The organism is Microbacterium aurantiacum, assembly GCF_040532595.1.
GTDB lineage: Bacteria > Actinomycetota > Actinomycetes > Actinomycetales > Microbacteriaceae > Microbacterium > Microbacterium chocolatum_B.
In genome coordinates, this window is the sequence record NZ_JBEVYX010000001.1 from 516,477 (window position 1) to 533,731 (window position 17,255).

At 72.5% G+C, this 17,255-nt stretch carries 19 protein-coding genes; 11 read left to right on the forward strand and 8 right to left on the reverse strand.

Features of this window, described 5'->3' with window-relative positions:
- Complete coding sequence (locus tag ABXJ56_RS02605; protein WP_353998177.1) at positions 1 to 393, reverse strand: TOBE domain-containing protein; 393 nt, start codon at positions 391 to 393, stop codon at positions 1 to 3.
- 99 nt (positions 394 to 492) lie between these two features.
- Between ABXJ56_RS02605 and ABXJ56_RS02610 the strand changes: the two genes are divergently transcribed.
- The 6 genes from ABXJ56_RS02610 to ABXJ56_RS02635 are packed head-to-tail and all read left to right on the forward strand — an operon-like array spanning position 493 to position 4,531.
- Positions 493 to 1,650 carry a HesA/MoeB/ThiF family protein gene (locus tag ABXJ56_RS02610; protein ID WP_353998178.1) on the forward strand — a complete coding sequence of 386 codons (1,158 nt, stop codon included), beginning with the start codon at positions 493 to 495 and terminating at the stop codon, positions 1,648 to 1,650.
- Positions 1,647 to 2,879 carry a molybdopterin molybdotransferase MoeA gene (locus tag ABXJ56_RS02615; protein WP_353998179.1) on the forward strand — a complete coding sequence of 411 codons (1,233 nt, stop codon included), beginning with the start codon at positions 1,647 to 1,649 and terminating at the stop codon, positions 2,877 to 2,879. The genes ABXJ56_RS02610 and ABXJ56_RS02615 overlap by 4 nt, the downstream gene beginning before the upstream one ends.
- Positions 2,876 to 3,352, forward strand: coding sequence for a cyclic pyranopterin monophosphate synthase MoaC (moaC, locus tag ABXJ56_RS02620; protein WP_353998180.1), 477 nt, complete (start codon positions 2,876 to 2,878; stop codon positions 3,350 to 3,352). Before ABXJ56_RS02615 ends, moaC begins: the two co-directional genes overlap by 4 nt.
- On the forward strand, positions 3,349 to 4,020 hold the full coding sequence (gene mobA, locus ABXJ56_RS02625; protein WP_353998181.1) for a molybdenum cofactor guanylyltransferase: 672 nt from the start codon (positions 3,349 to 3,351) through the stop codon (positions 4,018 to 4,020). Before moaC ends, mobA begins: the two co-directional genes overlap by 4 nt.
- The gene (locus ABXJ56_RS02630; RefSeq protein WP_353998182.1) at positions 4,017 to 4,301 is read left to right on the forward strand and encodes a DUF6457 domain-containing protein; all 285 of its coding nucleotides are present in this window, start codon (positions 4,017 to 4,019) and stop codon (positions 4,299 to 4,301) included. Before mobA ends, ABXJ56_RS02630 begins: the two co-directional genes overlap by 4 nt.
- Positions 4,298 to 4,531, forward strand: coding sequence for a MoaD/ThiS family protein (locus tag ABXJ56_RS02635; RefSeq protein WP_353998183.1), 234 nt, complete (start codon positions 4,298 to 4,300; stop codon positions 4,529 to 4,531). Before ABXJ56_RS02630 ends, ABXJ56_RS02635 begins: the two co-directional genes overlap by 4 nt.
- 3 nt (positions 4,532 to 4,534) lie before the next feature.
- Here the strand turns inward: ABXJ56_RS02635 and ABXJ56_RS02640 are convergent, their stop codons facing one another.
- Both ABXJ56_RS02640 and ABXJ56_RS02645 read right to left on the reverse strand, forming a co-directional pair.
- Entirely contained in the window at positions 4,535 to 4,963 is a 429-nt protein-coding gene (locus tag ABXJ56_RS02640; RefSeq protein ID WP_353998184.1) for a molybdenum cofactor biosynthesis protein MoaE, read from the reverse strand.
- Positions 4,963 to 5,442, reverse strand: coding sequence for a MogA/MoaB family molybdenum cofactor biosynthesis protein (locus ABXJ56_RS02645; RefSeq protein ID WP_353998185.1), 480 nt, complete (start codon positions 5,440 to 5,442; stop codon positions 4,963 to 4,965). The genes ABXJ56_RS02640 and ABXJ56_RS02645 overlap by 1 nt, the downstream gene beginning before the upstream one ends.
- 43 nt (positions 5,443 to 5,485) lie before the next feature.
- Here ABXJ56_RS02645 and ABXJ56_RS02650 point away from each other — a divergent pair, with 43 nt between their 5' ends.
- The gene (locus tag ABXJ56_RS02650; protein WP_353998186.1) at positions 5,486 to 5,713 is read left to right on the forward strand and encodes a three-helix bundle dimerization domain-containing protein; all 228 of its coding nucleotides are present in this window, start codon (positions 5,486 to 5,488) and stop codon (positions 5,711 to 5,713) included.
- Between the two features lie 19 nt (positions 5,714 to 5,732).
- Here ABXJ56_RS02650 and ABXJ56_RS02655 read toward each other — a convergent pair whose 3' ends face one another.
- Complete coding sequence (locus ABXJ56_RS02655) at positions 5,733 to 8,039, reverse strand: FdhF/YdeP family oxidoreductase (RefSeq protein WP_353998187.1); 2,307 nt, start codon at positions 8,037 to 8,039, stop codon at positions 5,733 to 5,735.
- Positions 8,040 to 8,196: 157 nt separating this feature from the next.
- Here ABXJ56_RS02655 and ABXJ56_RS02660 point away from each other — a divergent pair, with 157 nt between their 5' ends.
- Positions 8,197 to 8,493: a helix-turn-helix domain-containing protein gene (locus ABXJ56_RS02660; RefSeq protein ID WP_353998188.1), complete on the forward strand. Its 297-nt coding sequence runs from the start codon at positions 8,197 to 8,199 to the stop codon at positions 8,491 to 8,493.
- Positions 8,494 to 8,515: 22 nt separating this feature from the next.
- On the opposite strand, the gene ABXJ56_RS02665 is transcribed toward ABXJ56_RS02660, so the two are convergent.
- The 3 genes from ABXJ56_RS02665 to ABXJ56_RS02675 are packed head-to-tail and all read right to left on the reverse strand — an operon-like array spanning position 8,516 to position 12,639.
- Positions 8,516 to 10,522, reverse strand: a complete 2,007-nt coding sequence (locus tag ABXJ56_RS02665; protein WP_353998189.1) for a helicase HerA-like domain-containing protein — start codon at positions 10,520 to 10,522, stop codon at positions 8,516 to 8,518.
- 10 nt (positions 10,523 to 10,532) lie between these two features.
- Positions 10,533 to 11,258 carry a phosphatase PAP2 family protein gene (locus tag ABXJ56_RS02670; RefSeq protein WP_353998190.1) on the reverse strand — a complete coding sequence of 242 codons (726 nt, stop codon included), beginning with the start codon at positions 11,256 to 11,258 and terminating at the stop codon, positions 10,533 to 10,535.
- Between the two features lie 19 nt (positions 11,259 to 11,277).
- Entirely contained in the window at positions 11,278 to 12,639 is a 1,362-nt protein-coding gene (locus ABXJ56_RS02675) for a multidrug effflux MFS transporter (protein WP_435404946.1), read from the reverse strand.
- Between the two features lie 275 nt (positions 12,640 to 12,914).
- Between ABXJ56_RS02675 and ABXJ56_RS02680 the strand changes: the two genes are divergently transcribed.
- From ABXJ56_RS02680 to ABXJ56_RS02690, 3 genes are read left to right on the forward strand one after another with little or no spacing between them, the layout of a single operon-like run.
- Positions 12,915 to 13,631 (forward strand): DUF3105 domain-containing protein, encoded by a 717-nt coding sequence (locus tag ABXJ56_RS02680; RefSeq protein ID WP_353998191.1) that lies wholly within the window; start codon positions 12,915 to 12,917, stop codon positions 13,629 to 13,631.
- A gap of 7 nt (positions 13,632 to 13,638) precedes the next feature.
- Positions 13,639 to 14,337 (forward strand): DUF305 domain-containing protein, encoded by a 699-nt coding sequence (locus tag ABXJ56_RS02685; protein WP_353998192.1) that lies wholly within the window; start codon positions 13,639 to 13,641, stop codon positions 14,335 to 14,337.
- Positions 14,338 to 14,387: 50 nt separating this feature from the next.
- Complete coding sequence (locus tag ABXJ56_RS02690) at positions 14,388 to 14,798, forward strand: hypothetical protein (RefSeq protein WP_353998193.1); 411 nt, start codon at positions 14,388 to 14,390, stop codon at positions 14,796 to 14,798.
- On the opposite strand, the gene ABXJ56_RS02695 is transcribed toward ABXJ56_RS02690, so the two are convergent.
- Positions 14,766 to 17,234: an HAD-IC family P-type ATPase gene (locus ABXJ56_RS02695; RefSeq protein WP_353998194.1), complete on the reverse strand. Its 2,469-nt coding sequence runs from the start codon at positions 17,232 to 17,234 to the stop codon at positions 14,766 to 14,768. The two genes, ABXJ56_RS02690 and ABXJ56_RS02695, sit on opposite strands and share 33 nt — an antisense overlap.
- Between the last annotated feature and the right edge of the window lie 21 nt (positions 17,235 to 17,255).

Below are 17,255 nucleotides of genomic sequence, written 5' to 3' on the forward strand. Positions count from 1 at the left end.
TCAGTCCTTCGGCGTCTCGACGATGACGGTGGTGGCCTTGACGACCGCCACGGCGAGCGATCCGACCTCGAGGCCCAGAGCGTCCACCGCCTCGGCGGACATCAGCGACACCACCCGATGCGGGCCGGACTGGATGTCGACCTGCGCCATCACGGTGTCCCGCACGATGCGGGTGACGAGTCCCGTGAAGCGGTTGCGGGCGCTGGAGAGGACGTCCGTGGGGTCCTCGGGCCTTGCCGCGAGGGCCACCGCGCGTTCGGCGAGAGCCGTCCCGGGGATCTCCGCGGGCGTCGCTCCCGTGGTCGGAAGCGTCCCCGCCTCCACCCACCGCCGCACGGTGTCATCGCTCACGCCGAGGAGGCGCGCGGCGTCGGCGATCTTGTAGGCGGTCACCGCGCCACAGTATCACCGCATACGCGGGCCGAGACCCGCCTTTTCTCCGCTAGTGCGGATGCCGGTGCCCCCTTCGCACTCCCGTCGTAGCCTGAGGGGGTGCCCCTTCCCCCGCTGGTCGCGCCCGTGGCCGCCCTCGATCCCGCCGAGGTCTCCCGGACGGCCCGCCACGCGGTGCTCGCGGGATTCGGCGAGATCGGTCAGCGCCGCCTCGCCGCCGCCCACGTCGCGGTGATCGGTGCGGGCGGCCTCGGATCCCCCGTGATCCTCGCCCTCGCCGCGGCCGGCGTCGGTCGCCTCACCGTGATCGACGACGACGTCGTGGAGATCTCCAACCTGCAGCGGCAGGTGATGCACCGCCACGAGGACGCCGGCCGCCCCAAGACCGCGTCGGCCGTTCGAGCGGCGGCCGACCTCTCCCCCGGGACCCGTGTCGACCCGGTGGACGAGCGGATCGATCCGTCGAACGCCGCCGCGCTCCTCACCGGTGCCGACATCGTGATCGACGGCAGCGACACCTTCGCCACGCGACGCGCGGTCGCGGACGCCTGCGAAAGGCTCGGCATCCCGCTCGTCTGGGGAGTGGTGCAGGAGTTCCATGCGCAGGTGACGATCTTCTGGACGCCGTCGGATGCCGCTCTCCCGGCCGTTCGGCTCTCCGACCTCTACCCGGATGGGAGCGAGGGCGACGTTCCCACGTGCGCCGCGGTCGGGGTGCTCGGCTCGCTCTGCATCCAGGTCGGCGGGATCCTCGCCACCGAGGCCATCAAGCTCGTGACGGGGATCGGCGAGCCGCTCCTCGGGCGCGTCCTGGTGGTGGACGCCCTCCGCGGCCGGACGACGGAGGTGCCGCTCCGACCCAGCCGCGCCGCCTCTCCCGCGCCCTCGCCGACGGCGTCCTCCGCGCCCGATCCCGCTCCCGCTCCCGCTCCCGAGGTGGACCTCGAGGCCGCCCTCGCCGCCCACCGCGGCGGCGCTCTGCTCCTCGACGTCCGCGAACCCGCCGAGACGGCGACCGGGACGATCCCCGGCTCCGTGACGGTTCCCCTCGGCGCGCTCCTCGCGGAGCCCGGCTCGGTGTCGGCGGGGTCGGTCGTAGTGGTCTGCCACAGCGGCGCCCGCGCCCGTCGCGCCGCCGACGCGCTGCGCGCCCGCGGGGTAGATGCCGCGGTGCTCGCGGGCGGCCTCTCCACGTGGCCGCACGCGACGGATCCCACCGACGAACCGACGACGACGGACACGGAGCGCCCCGCGTGAATGACGACCTGATCGACCTCGACGCCCACCGCGCGACCGTCCTCTCGGCCGTGCGTGCGCTCTCCCCGGAGACCCTGCCGCTTGCGGCGGCCCTCGGGCGGACGCTCCGCGACCCCGTGCGCGCGGCCGTCGACCTCCCCGTCTTCGACAACTCCGCGATGGACGGTTTCGCCGTCCGCGGTGAGGACGTCGCCGGCGTGGCCGGTGACGGCCCCGTCCGACTGCGCGTCGTCGCCGACATCCCCGCCGGATCCGGCGAGGACCCGCCGCTCGGCCCGGGGGAGGCGGCCCGCATCATGACGGGCGCGCCGATGCCGAGCGGAGCCGACACGATCGTCCCGTTCGAGAGCACCGCCGGCGGGCTCGCGGACTCTCTCGACGAGGTGATCGTCACCGCCGCCCCCGCGCCGGGCGTCCACGTGCGCCGTCGAGGCGAGGACTGCGTCGCCGGCGCCGAGGTGCTCGCCGTCGGGACACCGCTCGGCCCGCTGCAGCTCTCCTCCGCCGCGGCGGCGGGCGTCGCCACGGTGACGGTCTCCCGCCGCCCGCGCGTGGCGGTGGTGTCCACCGGCGCCGAGCTGGTCGCACCCGGGACGCCGCTCCGCCGCGGTGAGATCCCCGAGTCCAACGGCATCCTGCTCGAGATGCTCGCGCGCGACGCCGGCGCCGATGTCGTCGCCCGCGAGGTCGTCGACGACACCGTGGGCGGTCCCCTCGGAGCGATCGCGCGCGCCGAGGAGGCGGGTGCGGACGTGGTGGTCTTCTCCGGCGGGGTCAGCGCGGGCGCATACGAGGTGGTCAAATCAACGCTCGGCGCGTGGATGACCTTCTCCAAAGTGCGGATGCAGCCCGGAAAACCGCAGGGGTTCGGGGTGTCGCCCGCCGGGACGCTCCTGTTCGGCCTTCCCGGCAACCCCGTGAGCTCAGCGGTGTCGTTCGAGGTCTTCGTCCGCCCGGCGCTCCTCGCGATGCAGGGGCGTCGCGACCTGGCGCGCCCGGTGGTGACGCTCCCCGCCGCCCGCGGGTGGCGGACGCCGCCGGGACGCGCGCAGTTCCTCCCGGTCCGGATCGATCGGAGCGACCCGGCGCAGTGGCGCGCGGTCCCGGCCACGAGCGGCGGATCTCACCTCGCGGGGGGCCTCGCCCGCGCCGAGGCCTACGCGATGGTCTCCGCTGACATGAGCGCCGTCGAGGCCGGAGACCTCGTCGATGTCATGCTGATCCCATGAGCTTCACCCACCTGGATGCCGCCGGGCACGCCCGCATGGTCGATGTGACCGAGAAGGTCCCCACCGTCCGCTCCGCGACCGCGCGCGGTCTCGTGCGGTGCGGGGTCGACGTCGTCGCCGCCCTCCGCGACGGCACGGTCCCCAAGGGCGACGTCCTCGCCGTCGCCCGGATCTCGGGTATCCAGGCCGCCAAGCGCACCCCGGAGCTGCTCCCCCTCGCGCACGTCATCGGCGTCCACGGGGCGACGGTGGACCTGGAGATCACCGACGCCGGTGTCGAGATCGAGGCCACGGTCCGTACCGCAGATCGCACGGGCGTCGAGATGGAGGCCCTCACCGCCGTGACGGTCGCCGGGCTCGCGGTCATCGACATGGTCAAGGCCCTCGACAAGGGCACGTCGCTCGAATCGGTGCGCATCACCCGCAAGACCGGTGGGAAGAGCGGCGACTGGGTCCGATCCGAGGATTCGTGACAGCCGGGGACGGGGTGCACGACAGGGTGAGACGACTCGGCGCCGTCCTCCTCGCCGGCGGCCGGGCGACGCGCCTGGGCGGTGCGGTCAAGCCGCTCCTGGACGTCGGCGGCCGGTCGCTGCTCGCCCGGGCAGCGGATGCCGCGGTCTCGGCCGGCGCCTGCCGTCTCACCGTCGCGGGTCCCGAGTCGCCCTTGGAGGGCGTGGGGATCCCCACCCTCTGGGTCCGGGAGGATCCGCCCTTCGCCGGTCCCGCCGCCGCGATCGTCGCGGCCCTCGCCGCGACCGACGGCGTCGACGCGCCCGAGTGGACCCTCGTCCTCGCGAGCGACCTCCCGCACGCGGCGGAGGCCGCGGGGCTGCTCGTCGCCGATCTGGACCTGTTCCCCGCCGACACCGACGGTGTGTGTCTCGCCGACGCGGCCGGGCGACCGCAGTGGCTCACCGCGGTCTACCGGACCCGGGCCCTCCGGGACGCGGCATCCGCCCTCCCGGATCGAGGCCGCGACGCCGCCGTCCGGGCCCTCGTCGACGACCTCGCCGTCGCGGTGCTCCGGGCCCCCGCGCACGTGACCGACGACGTCGACACGTGGGAGGATCTTCAGCGGGCGCGACGGCGGTTCGCCGCCGGGCCGCACGACCCCCACGCCGAGGAGGCGCCGCGATGACCGAACGCACCCTTCCCCCCGAGGCGCTGGACGCGTGGGCGAGGGTGCTTCGCGAGCACTTCGACCTCGCGCCCGACGACGTCCCGGTCTCGACGGTGCTGGACCTCGCGCGCGACGTCGCCCATGACGTGGCGCGCCCCGCCGCTCCCCTCAGCGCCTTCGTGGCGGGTCTCGTCGCCGGACGCGCGGGCGGGTCGGCCGGCGACATCGCCGCCGCCGTCGCGGAGATCACCGCGCTCGCCCGCGCGCACGCGCAGGGCGCCGCGGGAGGGGCCCCGTGACGCGCGTCCGGTTCTTCGCCGCCGCCCAGGAGGCAGCCGGCGCCGACGCGGCGGACTACGACGTGTCGACGCTCGGCGCGCTCCGTGCCGAGCTCACCGCCGCGCACCCCGCGCTGGCCGGCATCCTCCCCCGGTGCGCGGTGCTCGTCGACGGCGCGCGCGCGGATGACGACGCGCCGCTCACCGACGCGCAGACCGTCGACGTGCTGCCGCCCTTCGCGGGCGGGTGAGGTTCAGCCGCCGAGCCCGAGCCACGTGGCGGTGCCGTCGATCTCGACCTGCTTCTTCCAGACCGGAAGATCGGTCTTGATCGACTCGATCAGCGCGCGGCAGACCTGGAACGCCGTGGCCCGGTGCGGGCTCGCGACCGCGATGACGACGGCGACGTCTCCGACCCCGAGGGTTCCGACCCGGTGGCTCACGGCCACCCGGGCCTCGGTGTCCCCCGCCGCCGCGACGGCGATGCGCGCGAGGGCCGCGGGGGCGTCGGGGTGCGCGGAGTACTCCAGCGCCGCGACCTCCCGCGCGGCATCCGGATCGTGATCGCGGACCCGACCGACGAAGGTGGTTTCGGCACCCATCGCCGGATCGGCGACGGCTGCCAGGTGCGCCGCCAGGTCGAGAGGCTCGGCGCTGACCTCCGCGAGGACGACGACGGCCATCAGTGGTCCCCGCCGGCGACCTGGTCGATGACGTGGGCCGCGACGGAGAGGATGACCGGCATGCCGTCGCGGACGCCGCCGGGCGACCCCGGGAGGTTGACGACGAGCGCCCCGTGCGGGTCGACGACGCCCGCGACCGCGCGGGAGATCATCCCGGTCGGCATCTGGGCGGTGCCGATCCGCCGGAGCTCCTCCGCGATCCCCGGGATCTGGCGGGTGAGGACGCGGGCGGTTCCCTCGGGAGTCTCGTCGCGCGGACCGAGACCGGTGCCTCCGGTCGTGACGATGAGCCGCACTCCGGCGAGGATCTGCGCCGTGAGCGCGCGCTCCACACTGTCCGCGCCGTCCGGGATGACCAGCGCCTCGTCGCAGGAGAAGCCCGCTTCGCGGAGCGCCGCTACGGCGACCGGACCGCTGCGGTCCTCGCGCGTGCCGGCGGCGGATCGGTCGGACACCGTCAGAACGGCTGCGCGGATCATCCCCTCAGCCTAGGCCTGGACAGGCCCGCGCGGCGGTCGCATCATGGGAGTCATGATGATGAGCGCCCTCGACCCGGAGAACGAGTACGAAGCGTTGATGCACGTCGTCGACCGTTTGCACGCCCGCTTCCCGGAGTGCGGCGAGGCGGAGCTGCGGCAGCTCACCGCCGAGCAGTTCCAGACCTTCGAGACCGCCCACGTTCGGGACTTCATCCCCGTCCTCGTCGAGCGTCAGGTCGCGGCGCGGCTTCGCAGCCCGATCAGCGCCTGAGCCCCGCCCGCGTGCGCGTTCAGCCCGCCGCCGGCTCGAGGCGGATCACCACGGACTTCGACGTCGGGGTTCCCGAGACGTCGGCGACCGAGTCCAAGGGCACCAGGACGTTCGTCTCCGGATAGTAGGCCGCCGCGTTCCGGCGCGGGGTGTCGTACGCAACGAGGCGGAACGACGGCGCCCGGCGCTCCTGCAGCCCGTCGGGCCCCGACCACTCCGAGACGAGATCGACCAGATCCCCGTCGGCGAACCCCTGCTCGCGGATGTCGTCGATGTGGGCGAGGACGACGCGACGACCCCCGCGGATGCCCCGGTATCGATCGTCCTTCCCGTAGATCGTGGTGTTGTACTGATCGTGCGAGCGGAGGGTCTGCAGGAGAAGGCGCCCCTCGGGGATGCGGGGGTACTCGAGCGCGTTGACCGTGAATCGCGCGCGGCCGTCGGCGGTGTCGAACCGACGCTCGTCGCGCGGCGGGTTGGGCAGGAAGAAGGTGCGCCCCTTCGCGATGCGCTGCTCGTAGTCCTCGAACCCCGGCACCACCCGGGAGATGTGCTGACGGATGCCGGCATAGTCGCCCTCGAGTGCACGCCAGTCCGCACGGGGACCGGTGTCGCCGTCGAAGAGCAGCGCGCACAGGCGCGCGACGATCGCCACCTCGCTGAGGAGTCCCTCCTCGGGCGGCGCGAGGCGCCCTCGCGACGCGTGAACGGCCCCCATCGAATCCTCGACCGTCACGCGCTGCTCGGCTCCGCCCCGCCGGTCGCGATCGGTCCGTCCGAGGGTGGGGAGGATGATCGCCCGCCGCCCGGTCACGACGTGCGAGCGGTTGAGCTTCGTCGACACCTGCACGCTCAGCCCGACGCGCGCCATGGACGCCTCCACGACCGCGGTGTCGGGTGTGGCCGAGACGAAATTGCCGCCCATCCCGAAGAACACCCGCACCGCGCCGTCGCGCATCGCCCGGATCGCCTGAACGGTGTCGAATCCGTGCGCGCGCGGCGGTGCGAAGGAGAACTCCTCGGCGAGCGCGTCGAGGAACCTCGCCGAGGGCTTCTCGTAGATGCCGACGGTGCGGTCTCCCTGGACGTTGGAGTGGCCGCGCACGGGGCAGACGCCCGCGCCCGGACGCCCGATGTCGCCGCGGAGCAGCAGCACGTTGACGACCTCGCGGAGTGTGGGCACGGAGTGCTTGTGCTGGGTCAGCCCCATCGCCCAGCAGACGATCGTGGCCGAGGACGCCGCCACCGCATCGCCGAGGTCCCGGATCCGCTCCTCGGCGAGGCCCGTGGCGGTGACGAGGTCGTCCCACGCGAGCGTCGAGAGCGCGTCGCGGTAGGCGGCGAATCCGCTGGTGAAGGTCTCGATGAACGCGGTGTCGAGGATCGCGGCATCCGTCGCGGCCCGTTCGAGGAGGTGCTTGCCGACCCCCTGGAAGAGCGCCTGGTCGCCGCCCAGACGGATCTGGACGAAGTCGTCGGCCAGCGCGGTGCCGCCGAAGGCGATGCCGCGGGGCGTCTGCGGGTTCTCGAAGCGGAGGAGCCCGGCCTCCGGGAGCGGGTTGACCGCGATGATCCGCGCGCCGCGCTGCTTCGCCTTCTCGAGCGCCGAGAGCATGCGGGGGTGGTTCGTCCCGGGGTTCTGCCCAGCGACGATGAGCAGATCCGCGGCGTGGATGTCCTCGATCGACACCGTTCCCTTGCCGATGCCGATGGTCTCGGACAGAGCGGCCCCACTGGATTCGTGGCACATGTTGGAGCAGTCGGGGAGGTTGTTCGTTCCGAGCCCCCGCACGAGCAGCTGGTAGAGGAACGCCGCCTCGTTGGAGGTGCGTCCCGAGGTGTAGAACACCGCCTCATTCGGATCGTCGAGGGCGGACAGCGCCTCGGCGATCTCCCGGAGCGCGTCGTCCCACGCGATCGGACGATAGTGCGAGGCCCCCTCGTCGAGGATGACGGGGTGGGTGAGACGCCCCTGCTGCCCGAGCCACCAGTCGTCGTGGGCGGACAGATCGGCGACGCTGTGCCGCGCGAAGAAGTCCGGTCCCACGCGACGGAGGGTCGCCTCCTCGGCCACGGCCTTGGCGCCGTTCTCGCAGAACTCCGCGACGTGCCGCTTGTCCTCCTCCGGCCAGGCGCACCCGGGGCAGTCGAAGCCGTCCTTCTGGTTGACACGCAGCAGCGTCCGCGCGGTCCGCGCCACGCCCATCTGCTCCTGCGCGATCTGCAGCGCGTGGACGACGGCGGGCACTCCGACGGCCACGGTCTTCGGAGCGCCGACGGTGAGCTCGGACTCGTCGATGTTCTCCCGCGGTGCCTTCGTCGCCATCGCCCCAGGCTAGCCGCCCGGCTCGTAACCGCGCCTGCGGGTGCGTCTCACGCGGCGTCACAGATTCGAAACACAGGAGAAGGCCCGGGGCAATCCGGTACCGGTAACGTCACGCGTGTTCGCGCCGGCCCCCGACGGCGCGCAATTGGAGGACGCGATGAGCGCAGCAGCCGTCGAACGTCTCCCCGAGCGAGGACTCGGGTTGGCGCTGGACATCCTCGAGCAGGTCGCCCGCAGCGACGGCGGTCTCAGCGCGGCGGAGATCGCCCGGCACGTGCGAGCCGCCCGCGCCACGGTGTACCGCGTGGTCAACGCCCTCGCCCGCGACGGCTATCTGATGCGGACGGACGAGGTGTCCGGGTTCGTCCTCGGCCGCCGGGCCCTGGATCTGGCCGACGCGGTGGACGAGAACCGCCTGCGCGCACTCCCGCGCCCGCCGGTCGCCGACACCTGACGCCGGGCACCGGCGGACGGACTCAGCGGCGGCCGATGCCGAACACGCCGCGGATGACGCCGTCGAGGATCTTCCCGGTCGCCGGCGACCCGAGGATCTCCTCGAGCGGCGAGGACGACCGGGTCGTCCGCCGGGTCGTCCGCGACGTCCCGGCGGTCTTCTTCAGCAGGCGCTCGTACTCCCGCTGCGCCTTCCTCTCGGCATCCTCCGCCTTCTTTCGGTCGGCGGCCTCGGCCTTCTCGATCGCGACCCGCCGGCGGGCGAGCTCGGCCTCCGTCTTCGCCTGCTCGCGGGCCGCCTCGTCCGCGGCGGCGCGGGCATCGGCGGCCTGCATCTTCGCCGCCAGGATCTCCCGCGCCGATTCCCGGTCCACGGCCGTGCCGTAGGTGGCGAGGAGGGGGGAGGCGGCGACGGCCGCGAGGATCTGCGGTTCGGGCGTCGGCGCCATGAGGCCCTGCGGAGCCTGCAGCCGGGTCCAGGCCACCGGCGACGGAGCACCCTTCTCGTTCATGACGGTGACGATCGCCTCCCCGGTGCCGAGCTCCTGGAGTACCCGCTCGAGGTCGTAGCCCGACGTGGGGTAGGTGCCCACGGTCGCGCGCAGCGCCTTGGCGTCGTCCGGGGTGAAGGCGCGCAGCGCGTGCTGCACGCGCGAGCCGAGCTGCGCCAGGACGTCGGCGGGGACGTCCTTCGGCGTCTGCGTGACGAAGAACACCCCGACGCCCTTCGAGCGGATCAGGCGCACGGTCTGGACGATCGCGGCGAGGAAGTCCTTGGACGCCTCGCGGAAGAGCAGGTGCGCCTCGTCGAAGAAGAACACCAGCTTCGGCTTCTCGATGTCGCCGACCTCGGGCAGCACCTCGAACAGCTCGGCGAGCAGGTACATGAGGAACGTCGAGAACAGCGCCGGTTTGTCGATGACGCCGGGCACCTCGAGCAGGCTGATGATGCCGCGGCCGTCTGCGGCGGTCCGGAGGAACTCGCGCACGTCCAGCTCGGGTTCGCCGAAGAACACGTCCGCGCCCTGGTCGGCGAACGTGATGAGCTGCCGCAGGATCACCCCGGCCGTCGCGGCCGACAGCCCGCCCAGCGCCTTCAGTTCGCTCTTGCCCTCCTCGCCGGTGAGGAAGGTGAGCACGGCGCGGAGGTCGGAGAGATCGACGAGCGCGAGACCCTCGCGGTCGGCGTAGTGGAAGACCAGCCCGAGGCTGGACTCCTGCGTGGCGTTGAGGCCGAGCACCTTGCTGAGCAGGAGCGGCCCGAACCCCGACACCGTCGCGCGGACCGGGACGCCGTGCCCGATGCCGCCGAGGGCGAAGTACTCGGTGACGGATGCCGCGGGCTGCCAGTCCTGGCCGATGCCGCGTGTGCGGGCGAGGAGCTTCTCGCTCGCCTCGCCCGGGGTGGCGACACCGGTGAGATCGCCCTTGATGTCGGCGGCGAAGACGGGGACTCCGTGGGCGGCGAGCTGTTCGGCCAAGCCTTGAAGCGTCCGGGTCTTGCCGGTGCCCGTCGCCCCGGCGACCAGGCCGTGCCGGTTCATCATCGCGAGCGGGATGCGCACCTGCGCCTCCGGGACGGGATCGCCGTTGACGAGTGCGCCGACGGCGATCGTCGGCCCGTCGAATGTGTACCCGCGAGCGATCGCCGCGACCTCGTCGTCCGTGAGGGGCCCGGTCGGCACGGGCTCGCCACTCGTCTCCGTGTCCGCCGACGGGTTCACGGGATCCGCCGGCACCGCGGGTTCGGGCGCCGCGGGTTCGGGCGCCGCGGGTTCCGGCGCCGCAGGTTCCGGCGCCGCAGGTTCCGGCGCCGCGGGTTCCGCACGTGCCACCGGGGGCTCGGATGCGTCGGCCTCCGCAGCCGGCACGACACCCGCCCGTGCCCGGGCGGCCTCGACCTCCGCGGCAGCCAGCGCCGCGCGCGCCGCGGCCGCTCTCGCCGCGGCCTCCGCGGCCTCCGCCTCGGCGCGCAGACGGGCGAGTTCGGCCTCGGCGAGGGCGGCGTCGGACGGATCGGGCGCGGTCATGGCGCTCAGCCTAGCGAGCGCGCTCCACCCCGCCCCCGACCGGCGCATCGGGCCCGGCATCCGGCTCGTCGTCCGGAAGCTCGCGCGCCAGCAGTCGCGCCATCGACCCGGCGAGGACCAGCACGACGCCGACGCCCACGAGGATGCCGGCAAGGGTGTCCGACAGCCAGTGCGCGTGGACGGCCGTGCGGCTGAACGCCATCAGCAGGACCCACGCCGCGCTGACGATGATGACCCACAGGCGCGGGAAGAGCACGAGCGCGACGGCGGCGATCGTCGCGGCGTTGGCGACGTGCCCGGAGGGGAACGACCCGTAGTCGGCCACCACCAGGATCTGCTCGGGTCGCTCGCGCCCGAACGTCTGCTTCAGCAGCTGGACGGCTCCGGCTGAGAGGACGGACGCGGCGAGGAAGAACACCGCGCCCCAGCGTCGACCGAAGAACCACAGCGCCACGGTGCCGCCGATGGGCACCACGAAGACTCCGAACCAGCCGCCGCCGAGGAAGTCCATCGCCTGAGAGACCGCGACGAAGACCGGGGAGGCGAGGGCGACGAGGAGGTCGTTCCACCACAGGTCGACGGCGAACGGCGCGTTCCCGCGCGCGTAGGTCCACGCGCCGAGTCCGACCGCGGCGGCGATCGACAGGATGCCGAGGACGATCCAGCTCACCCGCGCCCGCGCCGCGACGCGCTCCGCCTCGACGTTGACGTCGCCGTCCTTCGACCCGTTGCTCATCGGGCCATTCTGCCCCGGATCAGGGGGTGAGCTGCTCGACACGGCGAGGCTGGACGATCGCCCACAGCGCCACGACGCCGATCACCGCGCAGCCGACCATCACCGTGGCCATCGTCGTGGCGGTGATGCCGGTGCCGACGGCCAGCGCACCGACCAGCGGGGAGACGACGCCGGCGACGCCGAAGTTCGCCGCGCCGATGATGGACTGCGCGGTCCCCGCGGCCTTGCCGTGGCGGTCGAGGGCGAGCACCTGCGCGCAGGGGAAGGTGAATCCGCACGAGGTCATGAAGAGGAACAGGGGCACGATCGTGCCCCACATCCCGAGGCCGAGCTGGTCGCCGACGATGATGAGGACCGCCGAGACCGCGAGGGCCCCGGTCGACCACGCCAGCACCCACTGCGGCCCGTATCGGGCGGCCAGGCGGGAAGCGATCTGGACGCCGACGACGAGACCGATGGAGTTGACGGCGAACAGGATGCCGTACTGCTGAGGGGTGAAGGCGTACTCGCCCTGGAAGAGGAACGGCGAGGCGGAGAGGTAGGAGAACAGACCGCTGAACGCCATCGCTCCGATGATCAGGACGCCGATGAAGACGCGGTCGCTGAAGACGGACCGGTACCGCTGCCAGATGGTGGTGGAGCCCTGCGCGTGGCGGCGAGCCGGAGGCAGCGTCTCGGGGATGAAGAAGAACGCCGAGACGAGCATGATCGCGCCGTAGATCGCCAGGACGAGGAAGATGCCGCGCCACGGCATGACCAGGAGGAGGACCGACCCGAGGAGCGGGGCGATGACCGGGGCCGCGCCCGTGACGAGCGCCAGGCGCGACAGCATCACCACGAGGCGACGTCCACCGAACAGGTCGCGCACGATCGCCGCGGCGACGACGCCGCCGGCCGCCGCACCGGCGCCCTGGAAGACGCGGGTGATCGACAGCAGCTCGAGCGTCGGCGCGATCGCCGCCGCGACGCTCGCGACGACGTGCAGAGCCGTCACCGCGAGGAGCGGGATGCGGCGCCCGACCTTGTCGCTGAGCGGACCGACGATCAGCTGGCCCAGGGCGAAGCCGAGCATGGTCCCGGTGAGCGTCAGCTGGATCGCGGCCGCCGTGGTCTGGAAATCGGCCTCCAGCACGGGGAAGGCGGGCAGATACAGGTCGATCGTGAACGGACCGAGCGCCGTCAGCGCACCGAGGAGGATGATGTACAGCACTCGGCGGCGCGGGGGGATGGAGTCCCCCGGGTGGAGCATGATCGGCGCCGTGGCGGGATTCGACCCGAGGGTACGGATGGCGCCGGTGGAGCGATCGCTCCCGGTCCGGTGGGTGGCCGTGGGGTTCGAGCCGGTCTGCGGGGCGGTGGGGACGGAGGATGTGTGGGGCACAGCAATCGTTTCGGCGACGAGGCGGAGGCGTCGACGCCGGTGTACCGGCTCAGGCGCTCAGGGGGAAGGAATCGGATGCGGGGCTGCACGTGGCGCATGGAGCGGCGCATCGAATCGATTCGAGGACCCATGATACCGGAAACGCGGCATCTCCCGAAACAGTGCGTCCGCCCACTGTCGGGCCCCTCCCAGGCCCGCGGCGCATGCGCTCGAATAAGATGTGCGGAGCGTTTCCTGTCCGCCAGCCCGCCCGGGCGCCGAGCCGAGATCAGCACATGACCCCGACATCCCCGTCCGAGCCGCGCAAGAGCGGCAACCCCGCCAAGCAGGCCGAGATCAACCTCACCGTCAAGCAGCAGCGCGAGCAGAAGCGCCAGGAGAAGCTCGCGCAGTATCAGAAGGACCTCGCCAAGCGTCGCCGCGGCAAGGTCGTCTGGTGGACCGTCGGCTCGGTCGCCGCCGTCGCGGTCATCGCCGGCATCGTGGCCTCGATCGTCTTCTCCCCTGCGCCCGCGCCCACCCTCGCCCGCGGCGACGGCGACGGCAGCGCCATCTCGGGCGTCGAGACGTTCTCGAACACCGCCAACCACGTCGAGGGCACCGTCGATTACCCGCAGAGCCCACCCGCCGGGGGCGACCACAACGCGTTCTGGCTCAACTGCGGTGTGTACTCCGAGCCGGTGCCGAACGAGAACGCGGTGCACTCGCTCGAGCACGGCGCGGTGTGGGTCACGTACGACGCCGATACCCTGTCGGCCGAAGACGTCGACGCCCTCCGCGCGCAGCTCCCCGCGACCTACACGATCCTCTCGCCGTACGCGGGCCTCGAGTCGCCCGTCGTCCTGAGCGCCTGGGACGCGCAGCTCGCCGTCGACGGGGTCGACGACGAGCGCATCGGGGAGTTCCTCGCCGCGTACTGGCGCAGCACTTCCGCTCCGGAGCCGAACGCCGCCTGCTCGGGCGCCCTGGACGCCCCGGGGAAGCAGTCCTGACCCTCCCATGACCCTCTCCGACACAGCGAGCCCCGACTCGCCGGACCCCGTTACTCCGACGCGGCGACCCTGGTGGGTGATCGCCCTCGCGCTCCTCGGGGTGGCAGGGCTGGCGTTCGCCATCGGGCGGTTCTCGATGTTCGGCAACAGCGGACCCCTGCCTCCGGGCGAGACATCGGCGGAGGTCGGCTTCTCGCGCGACATGCAGGTGCACCACGCGCAGGCCGTCGAGATGGCGATGGAGATCTACCGCAAGACGGAGGACCCCGAGGTCCGCGTCCTCTCCTACGACATCGCCACCGGCCAGTCTGCGCAGCGCGGGGAGATGTTCGACTGGCTCGTCCAGTGGGGTGTACCCCAGGGCGGGGGCGAGATGATGGCGTGGATGTCGGCATCCGAGGCCGGCCACGATCACGGTGTGCCGGCGGACGCCGCTCCCCTGGCTCAGGACGAGGCGATGGAGCTGATGGGGATGGCCTCGGGGGCCGAGCTGGAGGAGCTGCGTGCCGCGGAGGGACGCGCGGCCGACTGCCTGTTCCTCGAGCTCATGATCCGTCACCACGAGGGTGCCCTCCCCATGGCCGACGCCCTCCTCGAGCTCGGTTCCGAGCCCCGGGCCCTCCAGCTCGCCGCCACGATCCGCGCCGGCCAGAGCGCGGAACTGGACGCCATGGCGTCCCTGCAGCAGCGACTCGGCTGCGACTGACCCGGCGCCCGCCCCTCGCCCCGCGACCGCTCCGCCGCTACTGTGGGGGCGTGACGACCCAGGCACCCGCGCGTCGGCGCCCCGCGACGGTGACCGCCGCGGTCGTCGTCGTGTACGTCGCCGCATTCCTCAACGTCGGGCTCGGCATCCTGGTGATGCTGAGCCGCTACCAGGTCGACGCATCCGAGGTGCTCTGGGTGTCGCTCCTCGGGGCGGCGATCATCCTGCTCGGCCTGCTCACATTGGGCCTCGCATCGGGTCTCGCCCGCGGAAGCCGGCTCGCACGCCTCGGGATCACCCTCTACTTCGGCGCCCTGATCGTCCTGCACGCGCTGAACATCGTCACGACCGACGGGTGGGACTGGTCGTCCGTGATCCAGATGGCTCTGCAGGCCGCGGTGATCGTGCTGGTCTGGACCCCGCCGGGCTCACGCCACTTCGCGCGGCTCGACGTCGCCTGACGCCGCGCGGATCACCCTCTCGACATACCGGCGGTGGAAGAAGCGGACCACTTCGATCCCGCCGATCGCCACGATCGTCACGACGACGAGCAGCCACGCCGCCTCCTCTCCCGGATCCACGAGCTGGAAGAACGCCGTCAGCAGCGGCACCGTGAAGATGATGAGCAGGGCGACGAACATCGTCCCGATGACGAGTGCCTTGAAGCGCGTGACAGGGCGGGAGAGCACGGTCAGCACCCAGATCCCGACGACGGCGAGGATGATCGTCGTCCCCGTGCGCAGCTCCGCCTCCGGCACGTCCAGCGCCATGGCGCCGAGGGTGTAGCCCACGAGGGCTGCGGCGATGATGAGGCCCGAGGGGATGGCGAAGCTCAGGGATCGACGGAGGAAGCCGGGCACGTAGCGCTGGGTGTTCGGCAGGAGCGCGAGGAAGAACGCCGGGATGCCGATCGTCAGTCCGTCGGTGATGGAGAGCTGGCGCGGGAGGAACGGGAACTCCAGCATCATGATGCCGAACGCCAGGGCGAGGGCCGTCGCGTAGGCGGTCTTGGTGAGGAACAGCATCGACACCCGCTCGATGTTGGCGATCACCTGGCGCCCCTCGGCGACGACATCGGGAAGGTGGGAGAACCGCCCGTCGAGCAGCACGAGCCTCGCCACCGCCTTCGTCGCCGCCGACCCCGAGTTCATCGCGATGCCGATGTCGGCGGTCTTGATCGCCAGCGCGTCGTTCACACCGTCGCCGGTCATGGCGACCACGTGTCCGCGGCCCTGGAGGGCCACGACCATCCGCTTCTTCTGCTCGGGGGTCACCCTCCCGAAGACCTGGTGCGCCTCCAGGACGTCCGACAGCGCCGCGTCGTCCTCGGGGAGGTGACGTGCATCGAACCCCTCGGCGACGTCGAGTCCCACTTCGCGCGCGATCGCGGCCACCGTCCGCGGGTTGTCGCCCGAGATGACACGGATGCCGACCCCCTGCGCGGAGAAGTACGACAGCGTCTGCGCAGCATCCGGTCGCACCTGCTCACGGAAGGTGAGCACCGCCACCGCGGTCAGTTCCCCGACGAGACGCTCGGCCTCGACATCGGCGTCATCGAGGAGGAGCGCGGAGTGGGCGAGGACGAGAGTCCGGCGGCCGGTGGAGGCGAGCGAGACGACGCTCGCCCCGAGCGGCGTGCCCGGGTCGCTGGCCTCGTCTCCGAACACCATCTCCGGGGCTCCGAGCACCCAGGTCCCGGCGGGCCCGTCGGTGAAGGACGCCGCGCTCCATTTGCGGGCGGAGGAGAACGGGATGACCGCGTCCGGGGCCGCCTCGCCCCGCACCGGGTAGGCGTCGGCGAGGCACCGGGCGGTGGCGTTGGCCTCGGGGGCGGCGCCGTACCAGGCCAGGGCGTCCTCGTAGCCGTCGACCGCGGAAAGGATGTGCCCGTCGTCGAAGGCGATGTCGCCCGCGGTGATGGTGCCGGTCTTGTCCAGGCAGATCATGTCGACGCGCGCGAGGCCCTCCACCGCGGGCAGCTCGTTGACGAGGACCTGACGGTTCGCGAGCTTCGCCGCGCCGACGGCGAAGGTGATGGAGGAGATGAGGACGAGCCCGAGCGGGATCATCGCGGTGATCGCGGCGATCGCGTTGACGACGGCCTGCACCCACTCCCCCGACTCCCACGCCTGCGCCCACCCGCCGAGCGCCACCATCTGGGCGTTGACGACGAGGAGGCCGACCGGTCCGATGATCCAGCTCATCCACTTCAACACGCGGTTGATCGAAGAGCGGACCTCGGAGGCGACGAGGGAGAAGCGCTTGGCCTCCGACGCGAAGGTGTTGGCGTACGAATCGGCGCCCACGCGCGTCGCCTGCGCGAGCCCCTCGCCCGACACGACGATCGACCCGGACAGCGCGTCGTCGCCCGGGCGCTTGTCCACGGCGTCCGACTCGCCGGTCAGCATCGACTCGTCGACCTGGAGGGCGCGGGCGGTGACGACGACCGCGTCGGCCGGGATCTGATCGCCGGCGCGGAGGACGAGGATGTCGTCCTGCACCACCTCCGCGGGCACGATCTCGAGGTCCGCACCGTCGCGGCGGACGCGGGCCCGCGGGGCGTTCAGCAGCGCGAGCCGATCCAGCGCGGCCTTCGCGCGGAACTCCTGCCAGCATCCGATGATCGAGTTCGCGAACGCGGCGAGGCCGAACAGCGCGTCCTGCCAGCGTCCGAGCACGAACAGCACGAAGAAGCAGGCGAAGATGATGCCGTTGAACAGCGTGAAGACGTTCGCACGGACGATGGTCGCCACGCTCCGGCTGGTGTCGGCGGCGAAGGCGTTCGTCCGGCCGTCGGCGATCCGCGCGGCGACCTCGGCCGCGGTCAGGCCGGTGACCGGATCGACCTCCACCCGGACGGGGGCGGGCACCACGGCGTCGGCGGGAGCGGCATCCATGCATCACAGTATGGCGACGCG

Coding starts and splice junctions, on each gene's coding strand:
- moaC (WP_353998180.1), top strand. CDS start 2,876: ATGAGCTTCACCCACCTGGATGCCGCCGGGCACGCCCGCATGGTCGAT.
- ABXJ56_RS02630 (WP_353998182.1), top strand. CDS start 4,017: ATGACCGAACGCACCCTTCCCCCCGAGGCGCTGGACGCGTGGGCGAGG.
- ABXJ56_RS02640 (WP_353998184.1), bottom strand. CDS start 4,963: ATGGCCGTCGTCGTCCTCGCGGAGGTCAGCGCCGAGCCTCTCGACCTG.
- ABXJ56_RS02645 (WP_353998185.1), bottom strand. CDS start 5,442: ATGATCCGCGCAGCCGTTCTGACGGTGTCCGACCGATCCGCCGCCGGC.
- ABXJ56_RS02650 (WP_353998186.1), top strand. CDS start 5,486: ATGGGAGTCATGATGATGAGCGCCCTCGACCCGGAGAACGAGTACGAA.
- ABXJ56_RS02655 (WP_353998187.1), bottom strand. CDS start 8,039: ATGGCGACGAAGGCACCGCGGGAGAACATCGACGAGTCCGAGCTCACC.
- ABXJ56_RS02660 (WP_353998188.1), top strand. CDS start 8,197: ATGAGCGCAGCAGCCGTCGAACGTCTCCCCGAGCGAGGACTCGGGTTG.
- ABXJ56_RS02665 (WP_353998189.1), bottom strand. CDS start 10,522: ATGACCGCGCCCGATCCGTCCGACGCCGCCCTCGCCGAGGCCGAACTC.
- ABXJ56_RS02670 (WP_353998190.1), bottom strand. CDS start 11,258: ATGAGCAACGGGTCGAAGGACGGCGACGTCAACGTCGAGGCGGAGCGC.
- ABXJ56_RS02680 (WP_353998191.1), top strand. CDS start 12,915: ATGACCCCGACATCCCCGTCCGAGCCGCGCAAGAGCGGCAACCCCGCC.
- ABXJ56_RS02685 (WP_353998192.1), top strand. CDS start 13,639: ATGACCCTCTCCGACACAGCGAGCCCCGACTCGCCGGACCCCGTTACT.
- ABXJ56_RS02695 (WP_353998194.1), bottom strand. CDS start 17,234: ATGGATGCCGCTCCCGCCGACGCCGTGGTGCCCGCCCCCGTCCGGGTG.